The 19105-nt window shown below is 62.5% G+C and carries 23 protein-coding genes; 10 read left to right on the top strand and 13 right to left on the bottom strand.

Annotation, left to right across the window (positions count from 1 at the left end):
* The first annotated feature begins 77 nt into the window (after positions 1 to 77).
* Entirely contained in the window at positions 78 to 1073 is a 996-nt protein-coding gene (locus tag PGB28_RS12830) for a P1 family peptidase (RefSeq protein WP_271421952.1), read from the top strand.
* A 55-nt stretch (positions 1074 to 1128) separates the two neighbouring features.
* Complete coding sequence (gene rpe / locus PGB28_RS12835) at positions 1129 to 1806, top strand: ribulose-phosphate 3-epimerase (RefSeq protein ID WP_271421908.1); 678 nt, start codon at positions 1129 to 1131, stop codon at positions 1804 to 1806.
* Positions 1807 to 1940: 134 nt separating this feature from the next.
* Here the strand turns inward: rpe and PGB28_RS12840 are convergent, their stop codons facing one another.
* Positions 1941 to 3473, bottom strand: coding sequence for a glutamate synthase-related protein (locus PGB28_RS12840; RefSeq protein ID WP_271421909.1), 1533 nt, complete (start codon positions 3471 to 3473; stop codon positions 1941 to 1943).
* Positions 3474 to 3552: 79 nt separating this feature from the next.
* A complete protein-coding gene (locus tag PGB28_RS12845; RefSeq protein ID WP_271421910.1) occupies positions 3553 to 4488 on the bottom strand; it encodes a pirin family protein in 936 nt (311 codons plus the stop codon).
* Positions 4489 to 4665: 177 nt separating this feature from the next.
* Here PGB28_RS12845 and PGB28_RS12850 point away from each other — a divergent pair, with 177 nt between their 5' ends.
* Positions 4666 to 5130 carry a MaoC family dehydratase gene (locus PGB28_RS12850; protein ID WP_271421911.1) on the top strand — a complete coding sequence of 155 codons (465 nt, stop codon included), beginning with the start codon at positions 4666 to 4668 and terminating at the stop codon, positions 5128 to 5130.
* Positions 5131 to 5171: 41 nt separating this feature from the next.
* On the opposite strand, the gene PGB28_RS12855 is transcribed toward PGB28_RS12850, so the two are convergent.
* The 5 genes from PGB28_RS12855 to mbfA all read right to left on the bottom strand — a co-directional run bounded on the left by PGB28_RS12855 (position 5172) and on the right by mbfA (position 9207).
* On the bottom strand, positions 5172 to 5618 hold the full coding sequence (locus PGB28_RS12855; protein ID WP_271421912.1) for a YaiI/YqxD family protein: 447 nt from the start codon (positions 5616 to 5618) through the stop codon (positions 5172 to 5174).
* Between the two features lie 24 nt (positions 5619 to 5642).
* Positions 5643 to 6470 carry an S-formylglutathione hydrolase gene (gene fghA / locus PGB28_RS12860; RefSeq protein WP_271421913.1) on the bottom strand — a complete coding sequence of 276 codons (828 nt, stop codon included), beginning with the start codon at positions 6468 to 6470 and terminating at the stop codon, positions 5643 to 5645.
* An 87-nt stretch (positions 6471 to 6557) separates the two neighbouring features.
* On the bottom strand, positions 6558 to 7487 hold the full coding sequence (locus PGB28_RS12865) for an AEC family transporter (RefSeq protein WP_271421914.1): 930 nt from the start codon (positions 7485 to 7487) through the stop codon (positions 6558 to 6560).
* Between the two features lie 37 nt (positions 7488 to 7524).
* Positions 7525 to 8190, bottom strand: coding sequence for an NnrU family protein (locus tag PGB28_RS12870; protein WP_271421915.1), 666 nt, complete (start codon positions 8188 to 8190; stop codon positions 7525 to 7527).
* 42 nt (positions 8191 to 8232) lie between these two features.
* Positions 8233 to 9207, bottom strand: coding sequence for an iron exporter MbfA (mbfA, locus tag PGB28_RS12875; protein WP_271421916.1), 975 nt, complete (start codon positions 9205 to 9207; stop codon positions 8233 to 8235).
* 147 nt (positions 9208 to 9354) lie between these two features.
* On the opposite strand from mbfA, the gene PGB28_RS12880 reads away from it, so the two are divergent.
* A complete protein-coding gene (locus PGB28_RS12880; protein ID WP_271421917.1) occupies positions 9355 to 9522 on the top strand; it encodes a hypothetical protein in 168 nt (55 codons plus the stop codon).
* Positions 9523 to 9586: 64 nt separating this feature from the next.
* Positions 9587 to 10228: a TetR/AcrR family transcriptional regulator gene (locus PGB28_RS12885; protein ID WP_271421918.1), complete on the top strand. Its 642-nt coding sequence runs from the start codon at positions 9587 to 9589 to the stop codon at positions 10226 to 10228.
* Between the two features lie 10 nt (positions 10229 to 10238).
* Here the strand turns inward: PGB28_RS12885 and PGB28_RS12890 are convergent, their stop codons facing one another.
* Positions 10239 to 10433 carry a heavy-metal-associated domain-containing protein gene (locus tag PGB28_RS12890; RefSeq protein WP_271421919.1) on the bottom strand — a complete coding sequence of 65 codons (195 nt, stop codon included), beginning with the start codon at positions 10431 to 10433 and terminating at the stop codon, positions 10239 to 10241.
* A gap of 140 nt (positions 10434 to 10573) precedes the next feature.
* On the opposite strand from PGB28_RS12890, the gene PGB28_RS12895 reads away from it, so the two are divergent.
* Together PGB28_RS12895 and cueR are read left to right on the top strand one after the other, a co-directional pair.
* Entirely contained in the window at positions 10574 to 13084 is a 2511-nt protein-coding gene (locus PGB28_RS12895) for a heavy metal translocating P-type ATPase (protein ID WP_271421920.1), read from the top strand.
* A 9-nt stretch (positions 13085 to 13093) separates the two neighbouring features.
* A complete protein-coding gene (gene cueR, locus PGB28_RS12900; protein ID WP_271421921.1) occupies positions 13094 to 13483 on the top strand; it encodes a Cu(I)-responsive transcriptional regulator in 390 nt (129 codons plus the stop codon).
* Positions 13484 to 13495: 12 nt separating this feature from the next.
* On the opposite strand, the gene PGB28_RS12905 is transcribed toward cueR, so the two are convergent.
* From PGB28_RS12905 to PGB28_RS12915, 3 genes are all read right to left on the bottom strand, one after another.
* Positions 13496 to 14194 (bottom strand): NYN domain-containing protein, encoded by a 699-nt coding sequence (locus PGB28_RS12905; RefSeq protein ID WP_271421922.1) that lies wholly within the window; start codon positions 14192 to 14194, stop codon positions 13496 to 13498.
* Positions 14195 to 14224: 30 nt separating this feature from the next.
* Entirely contained in the window at positions 14225 to 14740 is a 516-nt protein-coding gene (locus PGB28_RS12910) for a GNAT family N-acetyltransferase (RefSeq protein ID WP_271421923.1), read from the bottom strand.
* 100 nt (positions 14741 to 14840) lie between these two features.
* Entirely contained in the window at positions 14841 to 15050 is a 210-nt protein-coding gene (locus tag PGB28_RS12915; protein WP_271421924.1) for a hypothetical protein, read from the bottom strand.
* 130 nt (positions 15051 to 15180) lie between these two features.
* On the opposite strand from PGB28_RS12915, the gene PGB28_RS12920 reads away from it, so the two are divergent.
* Together PGB28_RS12920 and PGB28_RS12925 are read left to right on the top strand one after the other, a co-directional pair.
* Positions 15181 to 15768 carry a winged helix-turn-helix domain-containing protein gene (locus tag PGB28_RS12920; RefSeq protein WP_271421925.1) on the top strand — a complete coding sequence of 196 codons (588 nt, stop codon included), beginning with the start codon at positions 15181 to 15183 and terminating at the stop codon, positions 15766 to 15768.
* Positions 15769 to 15792: 24 nt separating this feature from the next.
* Positions 15793 to 16833, top strand: a complete 1041-nt coding sequence (locus PGB28_RS12925) for a hypothetical protein (protein ID WP_271421926.1) — start codon at positions 15793 to 15795, stop codon at positions 16831 to 16833.
* Between the two features lie 96 nt (positions 16834 to 16929).
* Here the strand turns inward: PGB28_RS12925 and PGB28_RS12930 are convergent, their stop codons facing one another.
* Entirely contained in the window at positions 16930 to 18042 is a 1113-nt protein-coding gene (locus PGB28_RS12930; protein ID WP_271421927.1) for an S-(hydroxymethyl)glutathione dehydrogenase/class III alcohol dehydrogenase, read from the bottom strand.
* Between the two features lie 144 nt (positions 18043 to 18186).
* Entirely contained in the window at positions 18187 to 18621 is a 435-nt protein-coding gene (locus tag PGB28_RS12935; RefSeq protein WP_271421928.1) for a c-type cytochrome, read from the bottom strand.
* Between the two features lie 179 nt (positions 18622 to 18800).
* Here PGB28_RS12935 and PGB28_RS12940 point away from each other — a divergent pair, with 179 nt between their 5' ends.
* Positions 18801 to 19100 carry an I78 family peptidase inhibitor gene (locus PGB28_RS12940; protein ID WP_271421929.1) on the top strand — a complete coding sequence of 100 codons (300 nt, stop codon included), beginning with the start codon at positions 18801 to 18803 and terminating at the stop codon, positions 19098 to 19100.
* Positions 19101 to 19105 lie beyond the last annotated feature (5 nt).

A 19105-nucleotide genomic window follows, 5' to 3' on the forward strand; every position in this document is an offset into this window, starting at 1 on the left:
CTGCATATCGCGCTTTTGATCTTCTTCTCTTTGCAAATACGCAAATCCCACGCCCGACATGGGAGACCCCGATGAATTTGAAGCCCGGCCCCCGCAACCTGATCACTGATGTTGCGGGCCTTTGCGTGGGAAATGCGCGGGATGATGCGCTGAAATCCGGCACCACGGTGCTTTTGGGTGAGGCCCCGTTCACCTGTTCTTACGCGGTGATGGGGGGCGCGCCGGGGACGCGGGAGACGGATTTGCTAGCCCCGGACAAGAGCGCGCCTTCGGTGGATGCGCTGGTCTTGTCGGGCGGATCGGCTTTTGGGCTGGCGGCGGCGCAGGGCGTGATGGACGCGCTGGCAGAGCAGGGGCGCGGCTTTGCGGTGGGCCCGGCTCGTGTGCCGCTGGTGCCTGCGGCGATCCTGTTTGATCTGCTCAATGGCGGGGACAAGGGCTGGGCGGAAAATCCCTACCCCGCTTTGGGGCGTGCGGCGCTGGATGCGGCAACGCTGGATTTTGCGCTTGGGACGCAAGGAGCAGGCACGGGGGCCACGACGGCGATGCTCAAGGGCGGGCTTGGCTCGGCCTCTGTGGTATTGGAGGGCGGGATCACCGTGGGGGCGCTGGTCGCGGCCAACCCGGTGGGCTGCGTGACCACGCCGGGAGAGCGGCATTTCTGGGCCAGTGCGTTTGAGATAGATGGCGAGTTTGGCGGGTTGGGGCCGGACCCCGCGCCCGCTCAGCGCGACCTGCGCCAGAGCCGGAAGCTGGCGGCCATGGCGGCGCAGGGCAATACGACGATTGCCATTGTGGCGACCGACGCGCGCCTGAGCAAGGCGCAGTGCCAGCGCATGGCCACCGCAGCGCATGACGGGATCGGGCGGGCGATTGTGCCTGCCCATACGCCGATGGATGGCGATCTGGTCTTTGCCGGGGCGACCGGGCATGTGGAGATGGGCGCGCCCGACTGGCAGATACAGGAGATTTGTCATGCGGCGGCGACCTGCCTCAGCCGGGCGATTGCGCGGGGGATTTACCATGCGCGGCCCGCGTCCGGCGACCTCATGCCCTGTTGGTCCGACGGGTGACTGGACCTGAGCGTTTCGCCCGCGTATGAGGCGGGCATAGCTCAGGAGATGCCACATGCCCTTTGATCGTTCCGTCAAGATCGCCCCCTCTATCCTCTCTGCCGATTTCGCCAATTTCGGACAGGAGATCCGCGCCATCGAGGATCAGGGCGCGGATTGGGTGCATGTGGATGTAATGGACGGGCATTTCGTGCCGAACCTGACCTTTGGCCCACCTGCGGTCAAAGCGTTCCGCCCGCATGTGAAAACCTTCATGGATGTGCATCTGATGATTGCGCCGGTGGATCCCTATATCGACGCCTATGCCGAGGCGGGGGCCGATATGCTGACCGCCCATGTGGAGGCCGGCCCGCATATTCACCGCACGCTGCAGGCCATTCGCGGCGCGGGGATGAAGGCCGGTGTGGCGCTGAATCCGGGGACACCGGCGGAGGCCGTGGCGGATTGTCTTGATCTGGCCGACATGGTGCTGGTCATGACCGTGAACCCGGGCTTTGGCGGGCAGAAATTCATCGACATGACCGCCAAGGTCCGCAAGGTGCGCGAGATGATCGGCGACCGCGAGATCCACATCCAGATCGATGGTGGCGTGGACCCGACCACCGCGCCGTTGGTGGTTGAAGCCGGGGCCGATGTTTTGGTCGCGGGATCGGCTGTGTTCCGGGGCGGATCTGTGGACAAGCCCGAGGTTTACGGCGCGAATATGAAGGCGATCCGGGACGCGCTGGGATAAGCGGGCAGGTTTTGAGGGCTGTTTCACCGCGCGCGGGCAATAGCCGTTCCGTCCCGCAGACCCGCCTTTGATCCCGAACCCAAACGGAGGCTATTCCCGAGCCGATTCATGCTCGGACGCGCCCCCCCCGACCTTCAGCGCCCGACCCCGGCAAAGCGCACGCCGCTGAGATCAGCCATCTCCCGTTTCCACGTTGTCAGGTCGCGTTGGCTCAGATCTCTCAGCGCGTGATGACCGCAGGCCCGCGCCAGAACCTGCATGAGTTCCACGCTGGCCCCGAAATACCGCGCCAGTCGCTCAGCCCCCGTCTGCACGTCCAGCCGCTTGCGCAGCTCGGGTTTCTGGGTCGCGACACCGACCGGGCAATTGTTGGAATTGCACATGCGCGCGGCGATACAGCCAACCGCCTGCATGGCCGAATTGCTGATCGCGACCGCATCCGCGCCAAGCGCCATGGCCTTGGTAAAATCCTCGGCGACGCGCAGCCCGCCGGTGATGACCAGGGTAACCTCGCGGCCGGTCTTGGCGTCCAGATGCGCCCGTGCACGGGCCAGTGCCGGGATCGTCGGGACTGAGATATGGTCACGGAAGATCAGTGGCGCGGCCCCGGTGCCGCCGCCCCGCCCGTCGAGAATGATGTAATCGGCGCTGGCTTCCAGCGCAAAGTCGATATCCTCCTCGATATGGTTGGCTGAGAGTTTGAACCCGATGGGAATACCGCCGGAGCGTTCGCGCACCTGATCGGCGATACGTTTGAAATCAGCCGGAGTTTCAAGATCGGGGAAGGTCGCGGGCGAGATCGCAGATTGCCCCGGCTCCAGCCCGCGCACCTCGGCGATCTTGTCCTCCACCTTGTCTCCGGGCAGATGCCCGCCCGTGCCGGTCTTGGCCCCCTGACCACCTTTGAAATGGAAGGCCTGCACGCGGGACACGAGATCAATGTCCCAGCCGAACCGGGCCGAGGCCAGCTCATAGAAATAGCGGCTATTCTCGGCCTGTTCCTCGGGCAGCATCCCGCCTTCTCCGGAACATATCCCGGTGCCAGCCATCTCTGCCCCGCGCGCCAGTGCTGTCTTGGCTTCTTCGGAGAGCGCACCAAAGCTCATGTCAGATACAAAGAGCGGAATATCCAGCTGCAGGGGCCGGGCCGCACGCGGACCAATTGTGACGGACGTGTCAACCGAAGCCTCGTCCAGCAGGGGTTTGCGCGCCATCTGTGCGGGCAGGATCTGGATATCGTCCCAATGGGGCAGGTCCTTGCGCGGGACCCCCATGGCCCCCATTTCGCCGTGATGGCCCAGTTTCGACAGGCCGTCACGGGCGAGTTCATGGATGCGGGCCACGGTCGGCTCTTCGGGGGTCGGGTTGGCGGTGGGAATGTCGGGTTTCGGGCTTGGCGCCAGGTCGCCAACCTCAAGCCCGGCCAACCCCGCATGGGTGCCGTCGCAAAACGGGCCATTCGCCGTCGATTTGCATTGGCAGAGCACGGCGCTTTCGGTCTTGTCCGCGGTGAATTTGAGCGGCGTCACATCGGTGCCCGCGTGCGAGCCGTCGCAAAACGGTTGCGATTTGGACAGCCCACACCGGCACCAGAAATAGGTTTTTCCTTCTTCCAGATCGATCTTGGCCGGTTTCTTTGCGGCGATGATTGGCACGGTTTTGGTCATGATGTCCCTCTCCTGAGTACCCTGAAGTCACGTGTTAATGCTCTGGTCCGGCCTTGCGAAACGCATGCGCCCGCTCCCGTCAACCCGGCAGCGGAATGAATTCCTGATCATCGCCGGGCGGCAGCTGGAAGCGGCCGTTCTGCCAGTCGCCCATCCGCCAGGCCTCTTTCGCGGCCTCGATCCGTTCGCGGGACGACGCGACAAAGTTCCACCAGATAAAGCGCTCGCCCTCCATCGTGTCCCCGCCCAGCAGCATGACGCGCGCACCCTGCGCGCCTGCGGTCACGGCCAGCCCGTCGCCGGGGCGGAAAACCAGCATCCGGCCTTGCGCGTAGCTCTCGCCCGACACTGTGACTTCGCCCTGCAGCACATAGACGCCGCGGTCCTCGTGATCGTCGGGCAGCGGCAGGCGCGCGCCGGGTTGCAGGACCGCATCGGCGTAGAACATGCGCGAGGGCGTGGCCACGGGGGCGCGTTCGCCATAGAGATCACCCATGATCAGACGCACCTCTTTGCCCTCGCCCTCGATCATCGGCAGGGCGGATTTTGCAGCATGCACAAAGCGCGCCGGGTTGTCTTCCTGATCCTTGGGCAGCGCCAGCCAGGTTTGCAGACCAAAGAGGCTGTGGGGCTGTTTGCGCGCCTCGCCGTCCACCCGTTCGGAATGGGTGATGCCGTGACCGGCCTCCATCCAGTTCACCGCGCCCGGTTCGATCCATTGATCGGTGCCAAGACTGTCACGGTGGTGGATCTTGCCCTTGAGCAGATAGGTGACAGTGCCCAGCCCGATATGAGGATGGGGGCGCACGTCGATGCCCTGTCCGGTGAGGAACTCGGCCGGGCCCATCTGGTCAAAGAAGATGAAGGGGCCGACCATCTGGCGTTTGGCAGACGGCAGCGCACGGCGCACCTCGAACCCTCCGATATCGCGGGCGCGCGGAATGATCAGGGTGTCGATGGCATCAATGGCGTCGCCGGTCGGGCAATGAGGATCAAGCGTCGGGTTCCAGGACATGGGCAGTCTCCTTTCTGCGTCAGCAGGAAGATAGGGCGCAAAGTCGTTTCTGCGAATTCCGAGCTTTCGCAAGGCTTTTGTGCGAATACGCACTATCTGGCGGAATACGCCCGCTTTTGCGCGCGACCGCCAAGGCTGTAATTGACCGGTCCGGCCCCGCTGACGTAGGCTCGCAGCATGAGCATCGGCAAGCATTTCGACGATTTTTCCGTCGGGGACATTTTTGAAACCAACGGGGTCACGCTCACCGAGAGCGGGATCATCGACTTCGCACTGCTTTACGATCCGCAACCGTTTCACATGGACGCGGTTGACGCCAAGAATTCGATTTTCGGGGGGCTGATCGCCAGTGGGTTTCAAACCCTCGCGCTGACCTTCCGGCTTTTTCGCGATACGAGCGTTCTGAACGGCACCAATATAGGCGGCCATGGGATGGACGAAGTGCGGTGGCACGCGCCCGTCAATGCCGGAGACACGATCCGTGTGCGCGTCACGGTCGAGGCGGTCACGCCCTCGCGCTCAAAACCTGACCGGGGCACGATCCGGTTCCGCTATCGAACCTATAATCAGGACGGGACACAGGTGCTGAGCGTTGCGATGGACCACATCGTAGCGCGGCAAAAGGCACATGAGGGCGCGTGATCCAGACGACGGCATTCCCCGTCGATCATTTTGACCACTGCCTATCTGCCCGCCGCACGCAATTCTCGTTCCAACGCATCAAGGAACCGCGACCGATCCGCTTTGGAAAACGCCTTGCCACCGCCCTGGCGGAACGGATCAGCCGAGCGCAGATCGGCCATCAGGTCGCGCATCGCCAACTGCTGGCCGATATTGGCCGGGGTGAAGGCCTCGCCATTATGGCGCAGAGCACGCGCGCCGGCCTCAACGCATTTGGCGACCAAGGGGATATCGCCGGTCACCACAACGTCACCGGGGCCGGCGCGGTCGGCGATCCACATATCGGCCACGTCGGGGCCTTCCGGGACGATCACGGTCTCGATCAGAGGGTTCTGCGACGGGCGCAGCCCACCATTGGAGACGACAAAGACCTGCGCGCGGTGGCGGGTAGCAACTTTTTCGACCTCGGGTTTGACCGGGCAGGCATCTGCATCGACATAGATCGCCATCACATCCCCCGGCCTTGAGCCGTATTACCGCCAGAGCGCCTCGGCATGGAAGGCCACGTGATCTTCCATGAAACTGGAGATGAAGAAATAGCTGTGATCGTAGCCCTTTTGCATGCGCAGGCTATGTTCCACGCGTTTTTCCGACATGGCCCCGGCCAACTCCTCGGTCATCAAAAGATCGCCGAACTGATCATCGGTGCCGGTATCAATCAGCACCGGCGCGTCGATGCCACCTTTGCGCATCAGGCAGGTGGCGTCATGCGCTTCCCAATCCGCGTCCTCGCCCAGATAGGCGGTGAACTGTTTGCGGCCCCAGTCGCTCTGGCTGGGATTGCAGATCGGGGCAAAGGCCGACACGGATGCAAAGCGGCCCGGGTGTTTCATCGCCAGCGTCAGTGCGCCATGCCCGCCCATTGAATGGCCGCAGATCGACTGCAACGTCTCGTCCAGCGGGAAATTGTTGAACAGCACGCGGGGCAGTTCATCGGCGATATAGCTTTCCATCTGGAAATGCGGTGCCCAGGGGGCTTGGGTCGCGTTCACATAGAATCCCGCCCCCTGCCCGAGGTCATAGGCGTCGTCATTGGCCACATCCGCCCCACGCGGTGAGGTGTCGGGAAAAACCATGGCGACGCCATATTCGGCGCACCAGCCCTGCGCTGCGGCCTTGGTCATGGCGTTTTCATGGGTGCAGGTCAGGCCCGACAGATACCAGATCAGCGGCACCGGTCCCTCCTCGGCCTGCGGCGGCAGGTAAAGGCCAAAGGTCATGTCGCATCCGCAGGCCTCGGACGGGTGGCTTGCCACGATTTGTCGTCCGCCAAAGGCGCGGTTGTCGGATTGGATTTCCATGGTCTCTCCCTAATCTGTTTTTATGGCCTTCGGCGGGCGTATTTGGCACGAGAAGACGGACCAGGCGCGCCGCTGTCAACCCCGCGTCTAGGCCCCGGTCATCCAGGCAATCACGATCGGCAGGGTCACAATGCTGATCGCGGTGGATATCAGGATTGCCGCAGACACCCGATGCGGGGCCACCCCGTAATGCTGGGCAAGGATGTAAACATTGCCTGCCACCGGCAGCGCTGCCGCCGAGACGATGATCGTGGCGGTGAACGCATCCACCGGGAACAGGAGCAACGCGGCAATCGCCACGAAGACCGGGTGCAAGACCAGCTTGCAGAACGACAGGTAGCCCGCGATATAGACCCGCTCCGCCGATTTACTGGCCAGCGACGCGCCGATGGCAAAGAGCGCCCCGGGCGTGGCCGCCCCGCCCAGGATGGTCACGAATTCGTTGACGGAAACGGGCAAATCCCACCCCGTTGAGGCCCAGGCTAGGCCCAACACGATGGAGACGATCATCGGGTTCTTGACCAGACCCATCCCAACCGTGCGCAAGACACCCAGCGACATGCGCCCATCTCGCGAGCCGGTGATCAGGATCACGATAAGCGACGAGAACACGATCAGGTCCACCGCCAGAACCAGCATGACCGGGCCAATCGCCTCGGGACCGAAGAGCAGCACAAACATCGGGACGCCGAGAAAGCCGGTATTGCCGATCACCGCCACCTGCGCTTCGACCGCATTGGTTTCGACATCCAGACCGCGCAGAAAGCCGATCATCGTGGCAATGCCATAGACAAAGGCCGTGCCCCACAGATAGGCCGCGACAAGCCAGCCATCCCAGATTTCCGCCATGGACAGATTGGCCGAGAAGCGGAACAGCATGGCCGAGAGCGCAAAGTAGAATACGAATTTGGTGAGATAGGCCGTCGCCTCTTCTGAAAAGAACCTTGCCCGCCCGGCCCAGTAGCCGAGGCCGATAATGGCGAAAAAGGGCAGAGTTTTCAGAAAGATTTCCAGCATGGGACACCGATAGCATGGGCATCGGTGGCGTCAATTGTCACGGCAGGGGCGACACCCCGAAAAGATGCGGATGCAGCATGATCAGCGCATAAAAAGCCGAGATACCCGCCGCAACGCGGAAAACAAGCTCGGGCCAGCGGCACGGCGCGTGCAGCCACGGCGCATCACGCAGTGCCGCGCGGGCGGCGTCCCAAATGCCGCCCATCTGGCGTCTACGGCGTCGGTCGATCAGAAATTGGCCGAGGATGGCAAAACCCGCGAAGCCGCCGAACAGGATCACATGCGCCAGATCGCCATTGGCCAGCATATGTGCCCCCGCCCAGAGCGCTAAAGCCACCAACAGCGGATGGCGCATGAAGCGCAGGATTCCGGGATGCGTTGGATCAAAGCCCGCATCCGGTCCGCCAAAGGAAAACGGGTTGGGCCGCCCCAGAGTCAGCGCAACGATCAGGCTGACCGCAAGCATCAGGGTCAGCACCAGATGCGGATGCCACGGCGCCCAGTCCCAGAGCGGCACAAAAGGCGCGCGCCCCGCCGCGCTGATCAACCACGCCAGCACCGCAATTGACAGGGCCGAATAGGCCAGCGTAAACCCGCCCCGCCTCACCAATGCCGCGATCCGGCCCTTGGTCCGGGGACGGACGGGCACCGCATGGCTCAGGAAAAACGCGGCATATGCTGCGATGAACTCCCACCAGCCCATTTACCTGCCTCCATAGGGTGCGCCATCACGGCGCACCATCCCCTAGCCGGACCCGATCAGCACACCTGCCGCAAAGACCAGCGCACCGCCCAGCACCACCTGAAACGCGGCGCGCAGCATCGGAGTTTCCATGAACTTGTTCTGGATCCAGGCAATCGCCCAAAGTTCGACAAAGACGATCAGGATGGCAATCGTTGTCGCGGTCCAGAAATCCGGGATAAGGTACGGCAGCGCATGGCCCAGACCGCCCAGCGTGGTCATCACGCCCGAGGCGATGCCGCGTTTGACCGGTGAGCCCCGCCCGGAGAGCTGACCGTCATCCGAGGCCGCTTCGGTGAACCCCATCGAAATACCGGCACCGACCGAGGCGGCAAGCCCGACGAGAAAGGTGGTCCATGTGTCCTGTGTCGCGAAAGCCGTGGCAAAGATCGGGGCCAGTGTGGACACCGACCCATCCATGAGACCGGCAAGACCCGGCTGCACCCATGTCAGCACGAATTGCCGCTTGGCTGTCTCTTCCTCGTCGTCGCGCGCATCGCCATCGAGGTGCTTTTCCTCAAGCCGTTCTGCGCTGTTCTGGTGACCGGCCTCCGCCGCCGCCAGATCGCCCAAAAGCTTGCGCGTATCCGCATCGCTCGTGCGCTTGGCGGCTTCAAGGTAAAACCGTTCCGCATCTCGCTCCATTGCCGCGGCCTCGGACCGGATGCGTTCAAGTCCCAGATTTTCCACCAGCCAGACGGGACGCCGCGCATAGTACCCGGCGACATGTTCACGCCGGATCAGCGGGATCACATCGCCAAAGCGCGCGCGGTGCAGCTCGATCAGGCGCTGGCGGTGACCGTCCTCTTCCTCGGCCATGCCGTCAAAAACACTGGCCGAATCCGGGAAGTCCTCGCGCAGCCGCTCGGCATACATGCGGTAGATCTGCGCATCGTCCTCTTCCGAGGAAATCGCAAGGGCCAGCACTTCCTGCTCGCTGAGATCCGAGAAACGCCGCCGCTGTGTGAGAAATCTCATAGGTCACCTCTTTATAACGGTTCTAAACTTATACCGGTAAAATGATTTAGCAAGTGCAGCAACTAAACCACTTAGTTCACTTTTATCTTGCAAAGTGAACCGTATAGTTTAGATAGTTCCGAACCCCCTGTTGAGAAAGGATTCGACATGCACCGTCTTGCCCCCGCTCTGATCGCCCTGTCCCTGATTGCCGGCCCTGCCGCTGCCTTTGGACCGACCATCGACATGCCTTCGCTGAGCTTCCCGGACTCGTCGGGCAATGTGTCAACGCAGGGATGCGTCGCCACGCAACCGACGACCAATCCATGTGAATAAGCCGGGCGGCTTGCCCGAACTGAACCGTCCGGTCTATACTTCCCTTTCAAAGGGAGGATCCCGGATGGGCGCAACGGCGAAAATCGACACACCTGACGCGCCGCCACAGGTGCGCCGGGGACGCAAGTTCGACCAGGTTCTGGACGGCGCGCGCACCGTGTTTCTGGCGCATGGGTTCGAAGGGGCCTCTGTCGACGACATCGCCCGCGAGGCGGGTGTGTCCAAGGCCACGCTTTACAGCTATTTCCCCGACAAACGGTTGCTGTTCCTTGAGGTCGCGGCCAATGAATGCTGTCGCCAGTCCGATCAGGCACAACATGATATCGACATGTCCGGCCCGCCGCGCATGGTGCTGGAACAGGTCGGGCGGCATTTTCTGGGCTTTATCCTGTCGGATTTCGGCCAGTCGATTTTCCGCATCTGTGTGGCCGAAGGCGACCGCTTTCCCGATCTGGGGCGGCAGTTCTACAATTCCGGTCCTGCCGTGATGCACAAGGCGCTGGTGGAATATCTTCAGGCGTCGATGGGGCGCGGCGAATTGCAGATCGAGGATTTCGATCTTGCTGCCGATCAGTTCGGCGAATTGTGCAAGGCCGATCTCTGGCCGCGGCTGATTTTCAACGTGACGCGCAGCTTCCGCCCCGAGGAAATCACGCGTGTCATCACGGGTGCCGTCGACACGTTCATGGCGCGCTACGGCGTGTGATCGCCGTATCTCAGTCGGAGGACACGTTGTATCCGGCAACGGAAATTGCGTCGCGCACCCGGTCCTCGGGCTGCGATGACGTGACCGTCACGATGCGCGTGTCCAGATCGGCCACCACCTCGGCCCCGGCATCCAGAGTTTTGATACTGTCCGTAATCGCAGCCGTGCAGTGACCGCAGCTCATATCCGGCACGTGAAATCTCATGGCTCACCCTTTCCTGTTACGGTCTCATATCAACGGGCATGGCCCCGGGCGGTCAAGACGACAAAATCGCAGCACCCCCTTGCGCTTCCAGTGACTGGAAGCCTTATACAGATCAAGAATCGCAAACAACGGACTGTACCATGACCGACCAGACCAAGATCACCCTGTCCATAGAAGGCATGTCCTGTGCCTCCTGCGTGGGGCGCGTGGACAAAGCGCTGGCGGCGCTGGAGGGCGTGAGTGACGTGGCGGTCAACCTCGCGTCCGAAACGGCGCAAGTGAAATTGACGGACCCTCATATCCTTTCGGACGTCGTGAAAACGCTGGACAAGTTGGGCTATCCGGCGCGGCTGGGCCATGTCACGCTGACTGTGGCATCCATGTCCTGTGCCTCCTGCGTGGGGCGCGTGGACAAGGCGCTGGCGGCGCTGCCCGGGGTGGTGAATGTCTCGGTCAACCTCGCCTCGGAAAGCGCGCAGGTCGATTTCCTTGACGGAGCGGTAACACCAAACGAGATCGCCGCAGCCGCGACCAGGGCAGGATATCCCGCCGAGATCGCGACCGCCGACGCCACGCAAAACCGGGCAGAGCGAAAAGAGGAAGAGGCACAGGAAATCAAGCGCCGCGCCCTCATCGCCGCCGCGCTCGCGCTGCCGGTGTTCGCCATGGAAATGGGATCGCATCTGATCCCCGGCGTGCATATGCTGATCGAGCGGACCATCGGCACCCAGACCTCATGGATCATCCAGTTCCTGCTCACCACGTTGGTGTTGATCGGGCCGGGCCGGGCGTTTTATACCAAGGGTCTCCCGGCGCTTTTCAAGGCCGCGCCGGATATGAACAGCCTTGTCGCCGTGGGCACGGGGGCTGCGTGGATCTATTCCGTTATTGCCACCTTCCTGCCCGGACTGCTGCCCGAGGGCGTGCGCGCGGTCTATTTCGAAGCCGCCGCCGTGATCGTGGTGCTGATCCTCGTGGGCCGCTGGCTGGAGGCGCGAGCCAAGGGCCGCACCGGCGCGGCGATCCAGTCGCTTCTGGGTCTGCAGGCTCAGACCGCCACGGTGCTGCGCGACGGGAAAAGCGCCGAGGTCGAGATCGACGCGCTGGCGGTAGGCGATCTTGTACTGGTGCGCCCCGGCGAACGTATCCCGGTGGATGGTGAAGTGACCGAGGGCACGTCCAATGTGGACGAAAGCATGATCACCGGTGAGCCCGCGCCAGTATCGAAATCGACCGGCGATACCGTCACTGGCGGCACGGTGAATGGCAGCGGCAGCCTGAGCTTCCGCGTGACCCATGTGGGGGCCGACACCACGCTGGCGCGGATCATCCGCATGGTCGAAGAAGCGCAGGGCGCGAAACTGCCCATCCAAGGGTTGGTGGACCGCGTGACGCTGTGGTTTGTCCCGGCGGTGATGGCCATGGCCTTGCTTACGGTTGTTGTCTGGCTGCTGATCGGTCCCGATCCGGCATTGACGCTGGCACTGGTCGCCGGGGTGTCGGTGCTGATCATCGCCTGCCCCTGTGCCATGGGGCTGGCCACGCCCACCTCGATCATGGTGGGCACCGGGCGCGCGGCGGAAATGGGCGTGCTGTTCCGCAAGGGTGATGCGCTGCAGGCGCTGTCCGAGGTGGATGTGATCGCGCTGGACAAGACCGGCACCGTGACCGAAGGGCAACCGGCGCTGACCGATCTGGTGCTGGCGGACGGGTTTGAGCGGGGTGAGGTGCTGGCCGCAATTGCCGCTGTCGAGGCGCGTTCGGAACACCCGATTGCCGAGGCCATCCTGCGCGGCGCGCGCGATGAGGGGCTGAGCATCCCCAAGGCGACCGAGTTCCGTTCCGTCACCGGGCATGGCGTGGCCGCTTTGGTGGATGGGCGCGAGGTGCTGGTGGGCGCGGACCGGTTCATGACCCGCGAAGACATTGCTACCGACGTTCTGGCCGGTCAGGAACGCGCATTGGCCGAGAAAGGGCGTACTACGCTCTTCGCGGCCATTGACGGCCGGATCGCCGCCGTGATCGCCGTGGCCGACCCGGTCAAAGCCTCCAGCCGCGCTGCCATAGCTGCGCTCAAGGCGCGCGGTTTGGACGTGGCGATGATCACTGGCGACAAACGCGAAACGGCGCAGGCCATCGCCCGCGAAACCGGCATCGACCACGTGATCGCGGGCGTGTTGCCCGATGGCAAGGTCGCAGCGCTGGATGATCTGCGCGCGGGCGGGCGCAAGCTGGCCTTTGTAGGGGACGGCATTAATGACGCCCCGGCGCTGGCCCATGCAGATGTGGGCATTGCCATCGGCACCGGCACCGATGTTGCGATTGAAAGCGCCGATGTGGTGCTTATGTCCGGGGACCTGCGCGGCGTGGTAAACGCGGTCGAGGTGTCGCGCCGCACGATGAGCAATATCCGCCAGAACCTTGGCTGGGCCTTTGGCTACAATATCGCGCTGATCCCGGTGGCTGCCGGAGTTCTCTATCCTGCACTTGGGGTCCTTTTGTCGCCGGTCTTTGCCGCCGGAGCGATGGCACTATCGTCGGTTTCGGTCCTGAGCAACGCGCTGCGCCTGCGCGGCATCAAACCGGCCATGGATGAACGCAAACCGACACGGCCCGACTTGAGCCAAAGCGTCACCCAGCCCGCAGAATAGGAGAATGTGATGAACATTGGAGAAGTGGCCCAACGGTCTGGCCTGCCTGCGAAAACCATCCGCTACTACGAAGAGATCGGGCTTGTCCGCCCGCTGCGCAGTTCCAATGGCTACCGAGCCTTCCGGGAGTCCGACATCCACAAGCTGAGCTTTCTGGGCCGCGCCCGCGCGCTCGGGTTTTCAATCGACGATTGTCGCACTTTGCTGGGTCTGTATGAGGATGAAAGCCGCGAAAGCGCGCAGGTCAAGGCCGTGGCGCAAGAGCATCTGGCCGCAATCGACGACAAGATCGCACAGCTCAAATCCATGCGCGAAACCCTGTCAGAACTGGTGCACGCCTGTCACGGGGATGATCGCCCCGACTGTCCGATCCTCAGCGATCTTGCCGGCGCGGACTAGGCGCATCGCAGATCAGTCGATCCGGCGCAGCAGCAACTGGTTGCCCGCACCTTTCTTGGTCTCAAACACTTTCAGATCGGCCACCAGATCGCTCAGTTTACGCTTGCCGTAGCTGCGCGTGTCGAAATCCGGGTTGGCGGCGGTGATGAACTGGCCAATCTGGCCCAGCGTGTACCACTCGTCCTCTTGTTCGATCCCATCCATCGCCGTGAAGATCAGGTTGCGCGCCTCTTCCAGCGATTTGCCGCTGGCCTTCTTGCGAGTCTCTGGTTCACCGCCGATATTTTCAAGGAAAATGAATCGCTTGCAGGCCTTGCGGAAGGCATCGGGCGTTTTCTGCATGCCCATGCCAAACACATCCAGCCCCTGTTCACGGATACGGCTGGCGAGGCGGGTGAAATCGCTGTCGGAGCTGACCAGCACAAAGCCGTCGAAGCGACCGGAATGCATCAGGTCCATCGCGTCGATCACCAGCGCGATATCACTGGCGTTCTTGCCCACGGTATTGGCGGGCTGGTGATGCGGGACAAGGCCAAACTCGGCTTGCACCCGGGACCAGCCGGCCATCTGCTGGGACGAGAAATCACCGTAACAGCGGCGCACCGAGGCTTCGCCCAGCGTCGCAATCTCGTCAAAGATCGCCTTGGTGTATTTCGGAGAGGTGTTGTCCGCGTCAATCAGCACGGCCAGGAGCTTGGGTATATCAGTCATGCCTCACCATGACCGCCGCACTGCAGAAGGTCAAACCAAAGCGCGAAACATCACCAGCGCGTCGACATATCCCTCGACCGGATGATGAAACGCGCCGGGCAGGCGCCCGACGATGTCGAACTCCGCGCGCCGCCATGTCTCGATGGCGCGAGAGTTGGTGGCCACGACGAAATTATACTGCATCCCGCGGTAACCCTGCCGCCGGGCCTCCTCCAGCGAGGCGGCCAGCATCGCGCGTGCCACGCCGCGCCCGCGCGCCTGTGGCTTGGTGCAATAGCCTGCGTTGCAGATATGCGCGCCATTGCCGGTCTGGTTGGGACGCAGATACCAGCAACCGAGCGCTTGCCCCGCGTCCTCGGCAATCCAGACCTGCGCCGTATCAGGCCAGAAATAGGCCAGCGCGCCGGTTTTGCCCCCGTCAGGCGGGGCGCAGAAGGTATCCCCGGCCTCGACCGCCGGTTTCAGAATCTCCCAGATCAGATCCTCGTCAACGCCCCGTTGCGCCACGCGCATCTCAACGACCATGCTCTTCACTTTCCTCTGCATGCCGACACGTCCTGCCAGCGGTGCAATTCGGGCACGACGGAGGCAACGTCAAAGAATAGACCGCTTGCGCCATGCATGGAAGGTAGCGCGGTGCGCGACGTCAGGATCCGTTGGGTTCGGCGCCCCCCTCCTGAAGCGCTTCAATCATGGCGAAGACGCGCAGGGGAGCCGGACGCGCGAAATCGCACCGCGCCAGATGCGCGTTCAACGTATTGCCATCGCGGATAGGGGCCCAGCTCCAGGTATCGGCTTGCGCCTCGGTGCTCCAGACAGCGGCGAAGGTTACGGCGGAAAGGATAAGCGTCTTCATAATGTCCTCCTTGGGAAAGCTCAGAAATCGGCAAAGGGTTGTGTTTTTCTGCTACACTTGCCTTGTCCGAACCGTCGCTTGGAGTGGCCTCAAATGTCCTGAAACCGGGCTCGAAAAGTTCTGAAGAAAAATGAAATCCGAATTAATTAATGAAAATCAAATTGTTACAATTGGAGCCCGTCAACTGAGATTTGGCCTGAGGACCGGCGTACTGACAACGGAGGACGGCAAAAACTGCACGCTGCGCGCGCAATCAGCGCAGGTGCTCGCGGTTCTGGCCGCCCATCCGAACCGGCCTGTGTCCAAGGACGATCTGTTTGACGCTGTCTGGCCGGGGTTGTCCGTCACCGATGACAGCCTGACCCAATGCATCGCCGATATCCGCAAGGCAATCGGTGACAGCAAACGCACCACGCTGCGCACCATCCCGAAAACCGGCTACCAACTCGTGGTCGCAGACCCCCCGCAATCTGCGGCAACTCGCCCCCCTCTGCCCAACCGCCGCATCGCTTGGGTCGGTGCCCTTGTACTTTTGCTGATCACCGGTTTCGCAGCCTTGAACCCGCTGAAGACCGGCCCCGCCAAACTGTCCGGACAGACCGATCCGTCGATCATTGTCCTGCCCTTAGAAGACCTGTCGCCGAACGGCGATCTGGCGCATTTTGCCGATGGCATGACCGAGGATCTGATCACGGGCCTGTCCCGCTGGGAAGAATAGCAAATCGTTAATCGCAGCACGGCGATGAGCTTCAAGGGCGGCAATCTGGATGCCCGCGAGATTGCCCGGCGCACAGGGTCCCAGTACATTCGGGAAGGCTCGATCCGGCGGATCGACGACACCCTGCGCGCAACGGCGCAGCTTGTCGACGGGACCACGGGGCACAATCTCTGGGCAGATCAATATGACGAAACCGGTAACGATATCCTGGCCATCCATGACGGTATCATCCGGCGGATCGAACAAAGCCTTGTCGGCAATACCGGCGAAATCCGGGCCGAAGAGCAGCGCAAATCCTGGTCACAAGCGGCAACCACGCTCGACGAGTATGATTATTACCTGCGCAGACATTCGATTTTTTATGAATTCTCCCCCGACGCGATGGTCCGTGCGCTGGCGATCTGGAACGAAGGTCTTGCCCGCTGTCCCGGGTCAGGTCACCTGAAGATCAAATTGGGCTGGGGGCGCACATTGTGCAACCAGATGTCCTGCGCCGCCGGTCCCTTCGATTTCGAGGAAATCCGGCGTATCCTGAACGAAGGGCTTGCCGATCCCGCCCTGCCGCTGATCGGCTATCGCCACGGCTTGTGGCTGCTTGCGTCTCAGGCCTCTGAAAACTTCGAAACGCAGACAGTCATTGCAACTACACGAGAACTGGCAGAGAACTTTCCGTCGGATGTTGAGGGGCTGATGCGCTCGGTCAACTATTTGACACGCCTCGGGGCCTTGGAGGAAGCCGGGCGGCTGCTGGAACTGGCCGAACCGCTCAATCTGCGCCCGATGCCGTATTTCTATTCGGAAGCGGCCTACTACCACTATGTGCGTGACGATTGTGCCGCAGCCCGACCTTTCCTAGATGTTGGCGGCTTCCCCGAAGACCGGCTGGTCCGCGCGGGTTGTTTCGTGGAGTTCGGGCAGCTTGACCGCGCCAGGACGGAGATGAGGCGCGCCGAGCAGAGATTCGGCATTCGCAGCGCCAAGGATTTCCCGGTCGATCTAGCCAGTGTCCCAGAGGTCAGAGCGCGTCTTGAAGCGCAACTCGCCAAGGTCGGCTGGCCAGAGTAATCCTGCAAAATGAAACGGCGCCGCTCCCGCGACGCCGCTTACCTGGCTCATAGAACCTCCCGTAGCGTAGGGTGCGCCTTCACGGCGCACCGCCGCTCAATACACCACGACCGAGCGGATCGACTCCCCCGCATGCATCAGATCAAACCCTTTGTTGATCTCATCCAGCGTCAGCGTATGGGTGATCATCGGGTCGATCTCGATCTTGCCGTCCATGTACCAATCGACGATCTGCGGCACATCGGTCCGCCCCCGCGCGCCGCCAAAGGCCGTGCCGCGCCAGACCCGGCCGGTGACAAGCTGGAAAGGCCGCGTCGAGATTTCGGCCCCGGCCGGTGCCACGCCGATAATGATCGATTCACCCCAGCCCTTATGCGCCGATTCCAGCGCCGCGCGCATGACGTTCACATTGCCGGTGGCGTCAAAGGTGTAATCCGCCCCGCCCCGGGTCAGCTCGACCAGATGCCCGACCAGATCGCCATCCACCTCGGAGGGGTTGACGAAATCGGTCATGCCGAATTTCTCGGCCATCTCTTTCTTGGCGGGGTTCAGGTCCACTCCGACGATCTGATCCGCCCCGGCCAGCCGCAGCCCCTGAATGACGTTGAGGCCGATACCGCCCAGACCAAAGACAATCGCGCGGCTGCCGATCTCGACCTTGGCGGTATAGATCACCGCACCAATGCCGGTGGTCACGCCGCAGCCGATATAACACACCTTGTCGAACGGCGCGTCGGGCCGGATCTTGGCAAGGCTCACCTCGGGCAGCACCGTGTGATTGGAGAAGGTCGAGCAGCCCATGTAATGCAGGATCGGCGTTCCATCGAGCATCGAAAAGCGCGAGGTGCCGTCGGGCATCAGGCCCTGGCCCTGCGTGGCGCGCACGGCTTGGCAGAGGTTGGTCTTGGGATGCAGGCAGTATTCGCATTCCCGGCATTCGGCGGTGTAGAGCGGAATGACATGATCCCCGGGTTTCAGGCTCTTCACCCCCGGCCCCACCTCAAGCACAACCCCCGCCCCTTCATGGCCAAGGATCGCGGGGAACAGTCCCTCGGGGTCCGCGCCCGACAGGGTGAATTCATCGGTATGGCAAATCCCGGTGGCCTTGATCTCGACCAGAACCTCGCCCGCCTTGGGGCCGTCGAGATTTACCTCCATGATTTCCAGCGGTTTGCCGGCCTCAAGGGCCACGGCGGCACGTGTACGCATATCAATCTCCCTGTTCGCTTTGTTTGCCACGACCCTGCGGCAAAGGCCGCGCCGGATCAAGAGCGGCAACGACAGATCGCGTCCCGAAAAAGACTGCCGCACAGGCGTAGGGTGGGCAGTCCTGCCCACCGCCCCCGCCGGGGATTACTTGTCCAGCCGGTAGTCTTCGTGACAGCCAGAGCACGACTGTCCCACGGCACCGAGACCGGCGCGCACCCCGTCGAGCGATCCGGTGTCGAGCGCGGCAACCGCGTTTTCCAGCGCGCGGGCGTCTGAGACAAACCCGTCCCAATCGCTCCAGATCACCGGCAACGCCTCGGACTTGGGATCGGTTTCCGGCGCTTCGAATTCCGCCGTGACCTTGGCCGCCTCTTCGATCAGCGCCGTTCTGGCCGCCGCGGCACGATCCGCGTCATAGGCCGTTTTGCCCTTGGCCATATCACCCAGCACCTTGACCTGTTCGGCCAGCGCCTTCATTCCGTCCATACGCTCAAGCACGGTTTTGTTCTTTACGCCCGTATGGGCAAGAGCGGCGCCCGTGCCAGCCAGCACAACCATGATCGCCAATGTTTTCTTCATGTCGCGTCCCTTTGAGAATATCCCGATCAACGTGCCAAATCCCCTCCCGGAACCCAAGTCACGATTTTGCGGGGAACCCATGGCGCAATCTCCCCTTGGGCAGGCATGGCACCACAGCATAGCATGTCGTGCCATGCCTGCCTCGCCACTGGCTTCATGTTGTATCCGGAGTATTTTCCATGTTTCTGCCCGTTCGATTGGCTGTTGCCGCGCTTGTGTCTGCTCCACTTGGCGCCTGCCTGCCAGCCCAGCAGGGGAATGGCCCGGCATCATATGCTTCACCGGGCAGCGCCGCGCCCCTGTGCACACCGGGCATCTGGAGCCACCTCAAGGGCAAGCCACGCGAAGCCGCGGATGCCGTGCCTGCGCCCATGCGCGTGATTGGCCCGGATGACGTGATGACCATGGACCACAACCCGTCGCGCACGAATATTGCCGTAGATCACGGCGGGACCATCGTCCGGGTCTTCTGCGGCTGATCGCA

It is taken from the genome of Primorskyibacter aestuariivivens (assembly GCF_028023675.1).
Lineage (GTDB): Bacteria > Pseudomonadota > Alphaproteobacteria > Rhodobacterales > Rhodobacteraceae > Marinovum > Marinovum aestuariivivens.

Excerpts from the sequence above, each read along its gene's own strand:
- PGB28_RS12925 (WP_271421926.1), top strand. The coding sequence starts at position 15,793 with ATGAGCTTCAAGGGCGGCAATCTGGATGCCCGCGAGATTGCCCGGCGC.
- PGB28_RS12865 (WP_271421914.1), bottom strand. The coding sequence starts at position 7,487 with ATGCTGGAAATCTTTCTGAAAACTCTGCCCTTTTTCGCCATTATCGGC.
- PGB28_RS12890 (WP_271421919.1), bottom strand. The coding sequence starts at position 10,433 with ATGAGATTTCACGTGCCGGATATGAGCTGCGGTCACTGCACGGCTGCG.
- cueR (WP_271421921.1), top strand. The coding sequence starts at position 13,094 with ATGAACATTGGAGAAGTGGCCCAACGGTCTGGCCTGCCTGCGAAAACC.
- rpe (WP_271421908.1), top strand. The coding sequence starts at position 1,129 with ATGCCCTTTGATCGTTCCGTCAAGATCGCCCCCTCTATCCTCTCTGCC.
- PGB28_RS12895 (WP_271421920.1), top strand. The coding sequence starts at position 10,574 with ATGACCGACCAGACCAAGATCACCCTGTCCATAGAAGGCATGTCCTGT.
- PGB28_RS12855 (WP_271421912.1), bottom strand. The coding sequence starts at position 5,618 with ATGGCGATCTATGTCGATGCAGATGCCTGCCCGGTCAAACCCGAGGTC.
- PGB28_RS12885 (WP_271421918.1), top strand. The coding sequence starts at position 9,587 with ATGGGCGCAACGGCGAAAATCGACACACCTGACGCGCCGCCACAGGTG.
- PGB28_RS12915 (WP_271421924.1), bottom strand. The coding sequence starts at position 15,050 with ATGAAGACGCTTATCCTTTCCGCCGTAACCTTCGCCGCTGTCTGGAGC.
- PGB28_RS12905 (WP_271421922.1), bottom strand. The coding sequence starts at position 14,194 with ATGACTGATATACCCAAGCTCCTGGCCGTGCTGATTGACGCGGACAAC.
- PGB28_RS12910 (WP_271421923.1), bottom strand. The coding sequence starts at position 14,740 with ATGCAGAGGAAAGTGAAGAGCATGGTCGTTGAGATGCGCGTGGCGCAA.
- PGB28_RS12850 (WP_271421911.1), top strand. The coding sequence starts at position 4,666 with ATGAGCATCGGCAAGCATTTCGACGATTTTTCCGTCGGGGACATTTTT.
- fghA (WP_271421913.1), bottom strand. The coding sequence starts at position 6,470 with ATGGAAATCCAATCCGACAACCGCGCCTTTGGCGGACGACAAATCGTG.
- PGB28_RS12870 (WP_271421915.1), bottom strand. The coding sequence starts at position 8,190 with ATGGGCTGGTGGGAGTTCATCGCAGCATATGCCGCGTTTTTCCTGAGC.
- PGB28_RS12930 (WP_271421927.1), bottom strand. The coding sequence starts at position 18,042 with ATGCGTACACGTGCCGCCGTGGCCCTTGAGGCCGGCAAACCGCTGGAA.
- PGB28_RS12880 (WP_271421917.1), top strand. The coding sequence starts at position 9,355 with ATGCACCGTCTTGCCCCCGCTCTGATCGCCCTGTCCCTGATTGCCGGC.
- PGB28_RS12940 (WP_271421929.1), top strand. The coding sequence starts at position 18,801 with ATGTTTCTGCCCGTTCGATTGGCTGTTGCCGCGCTTGTGTCTGCTCCA.
- PGB28_RS12920 (WP_271421925.1), top strand. The coding sequence starts at position 15,181 with ATGAAATCCGAATTAATTAATGAAAATCAAATTGTTACAATTGGAGCC.
- mbfA (WP_271421916.1), bottom strand. The coding sequence starts at position 9,207 with ATGAGATTTCTCACACAGCGGCGGCGTTTCTCGGATCTCAGCGAGCAG.
- PGB28_RS12935 (WP_271421928.1), bottom strand. The coding sequence starts at position 18,621 with ATGAAGAAAACATTGGCGATCATGGTTGTGCTGGCTGGCACGGGCGCC.
- PGB28_RS12845 (WP_271421910.1), bottom strand. The coding sequence starts at position 4,488 with ATGTCCTGGAACCCGACGCTTGATCCTCATTGCCCGACCGGCGACGCC.
- PGB28_RS12840 (WP_271421909.1), bottom strand. The coding sequence starts at position 3,473 with ATGACCAAAACCGTGCCAATCATCGCCGCAAAGAAACCGGCCAAGATC.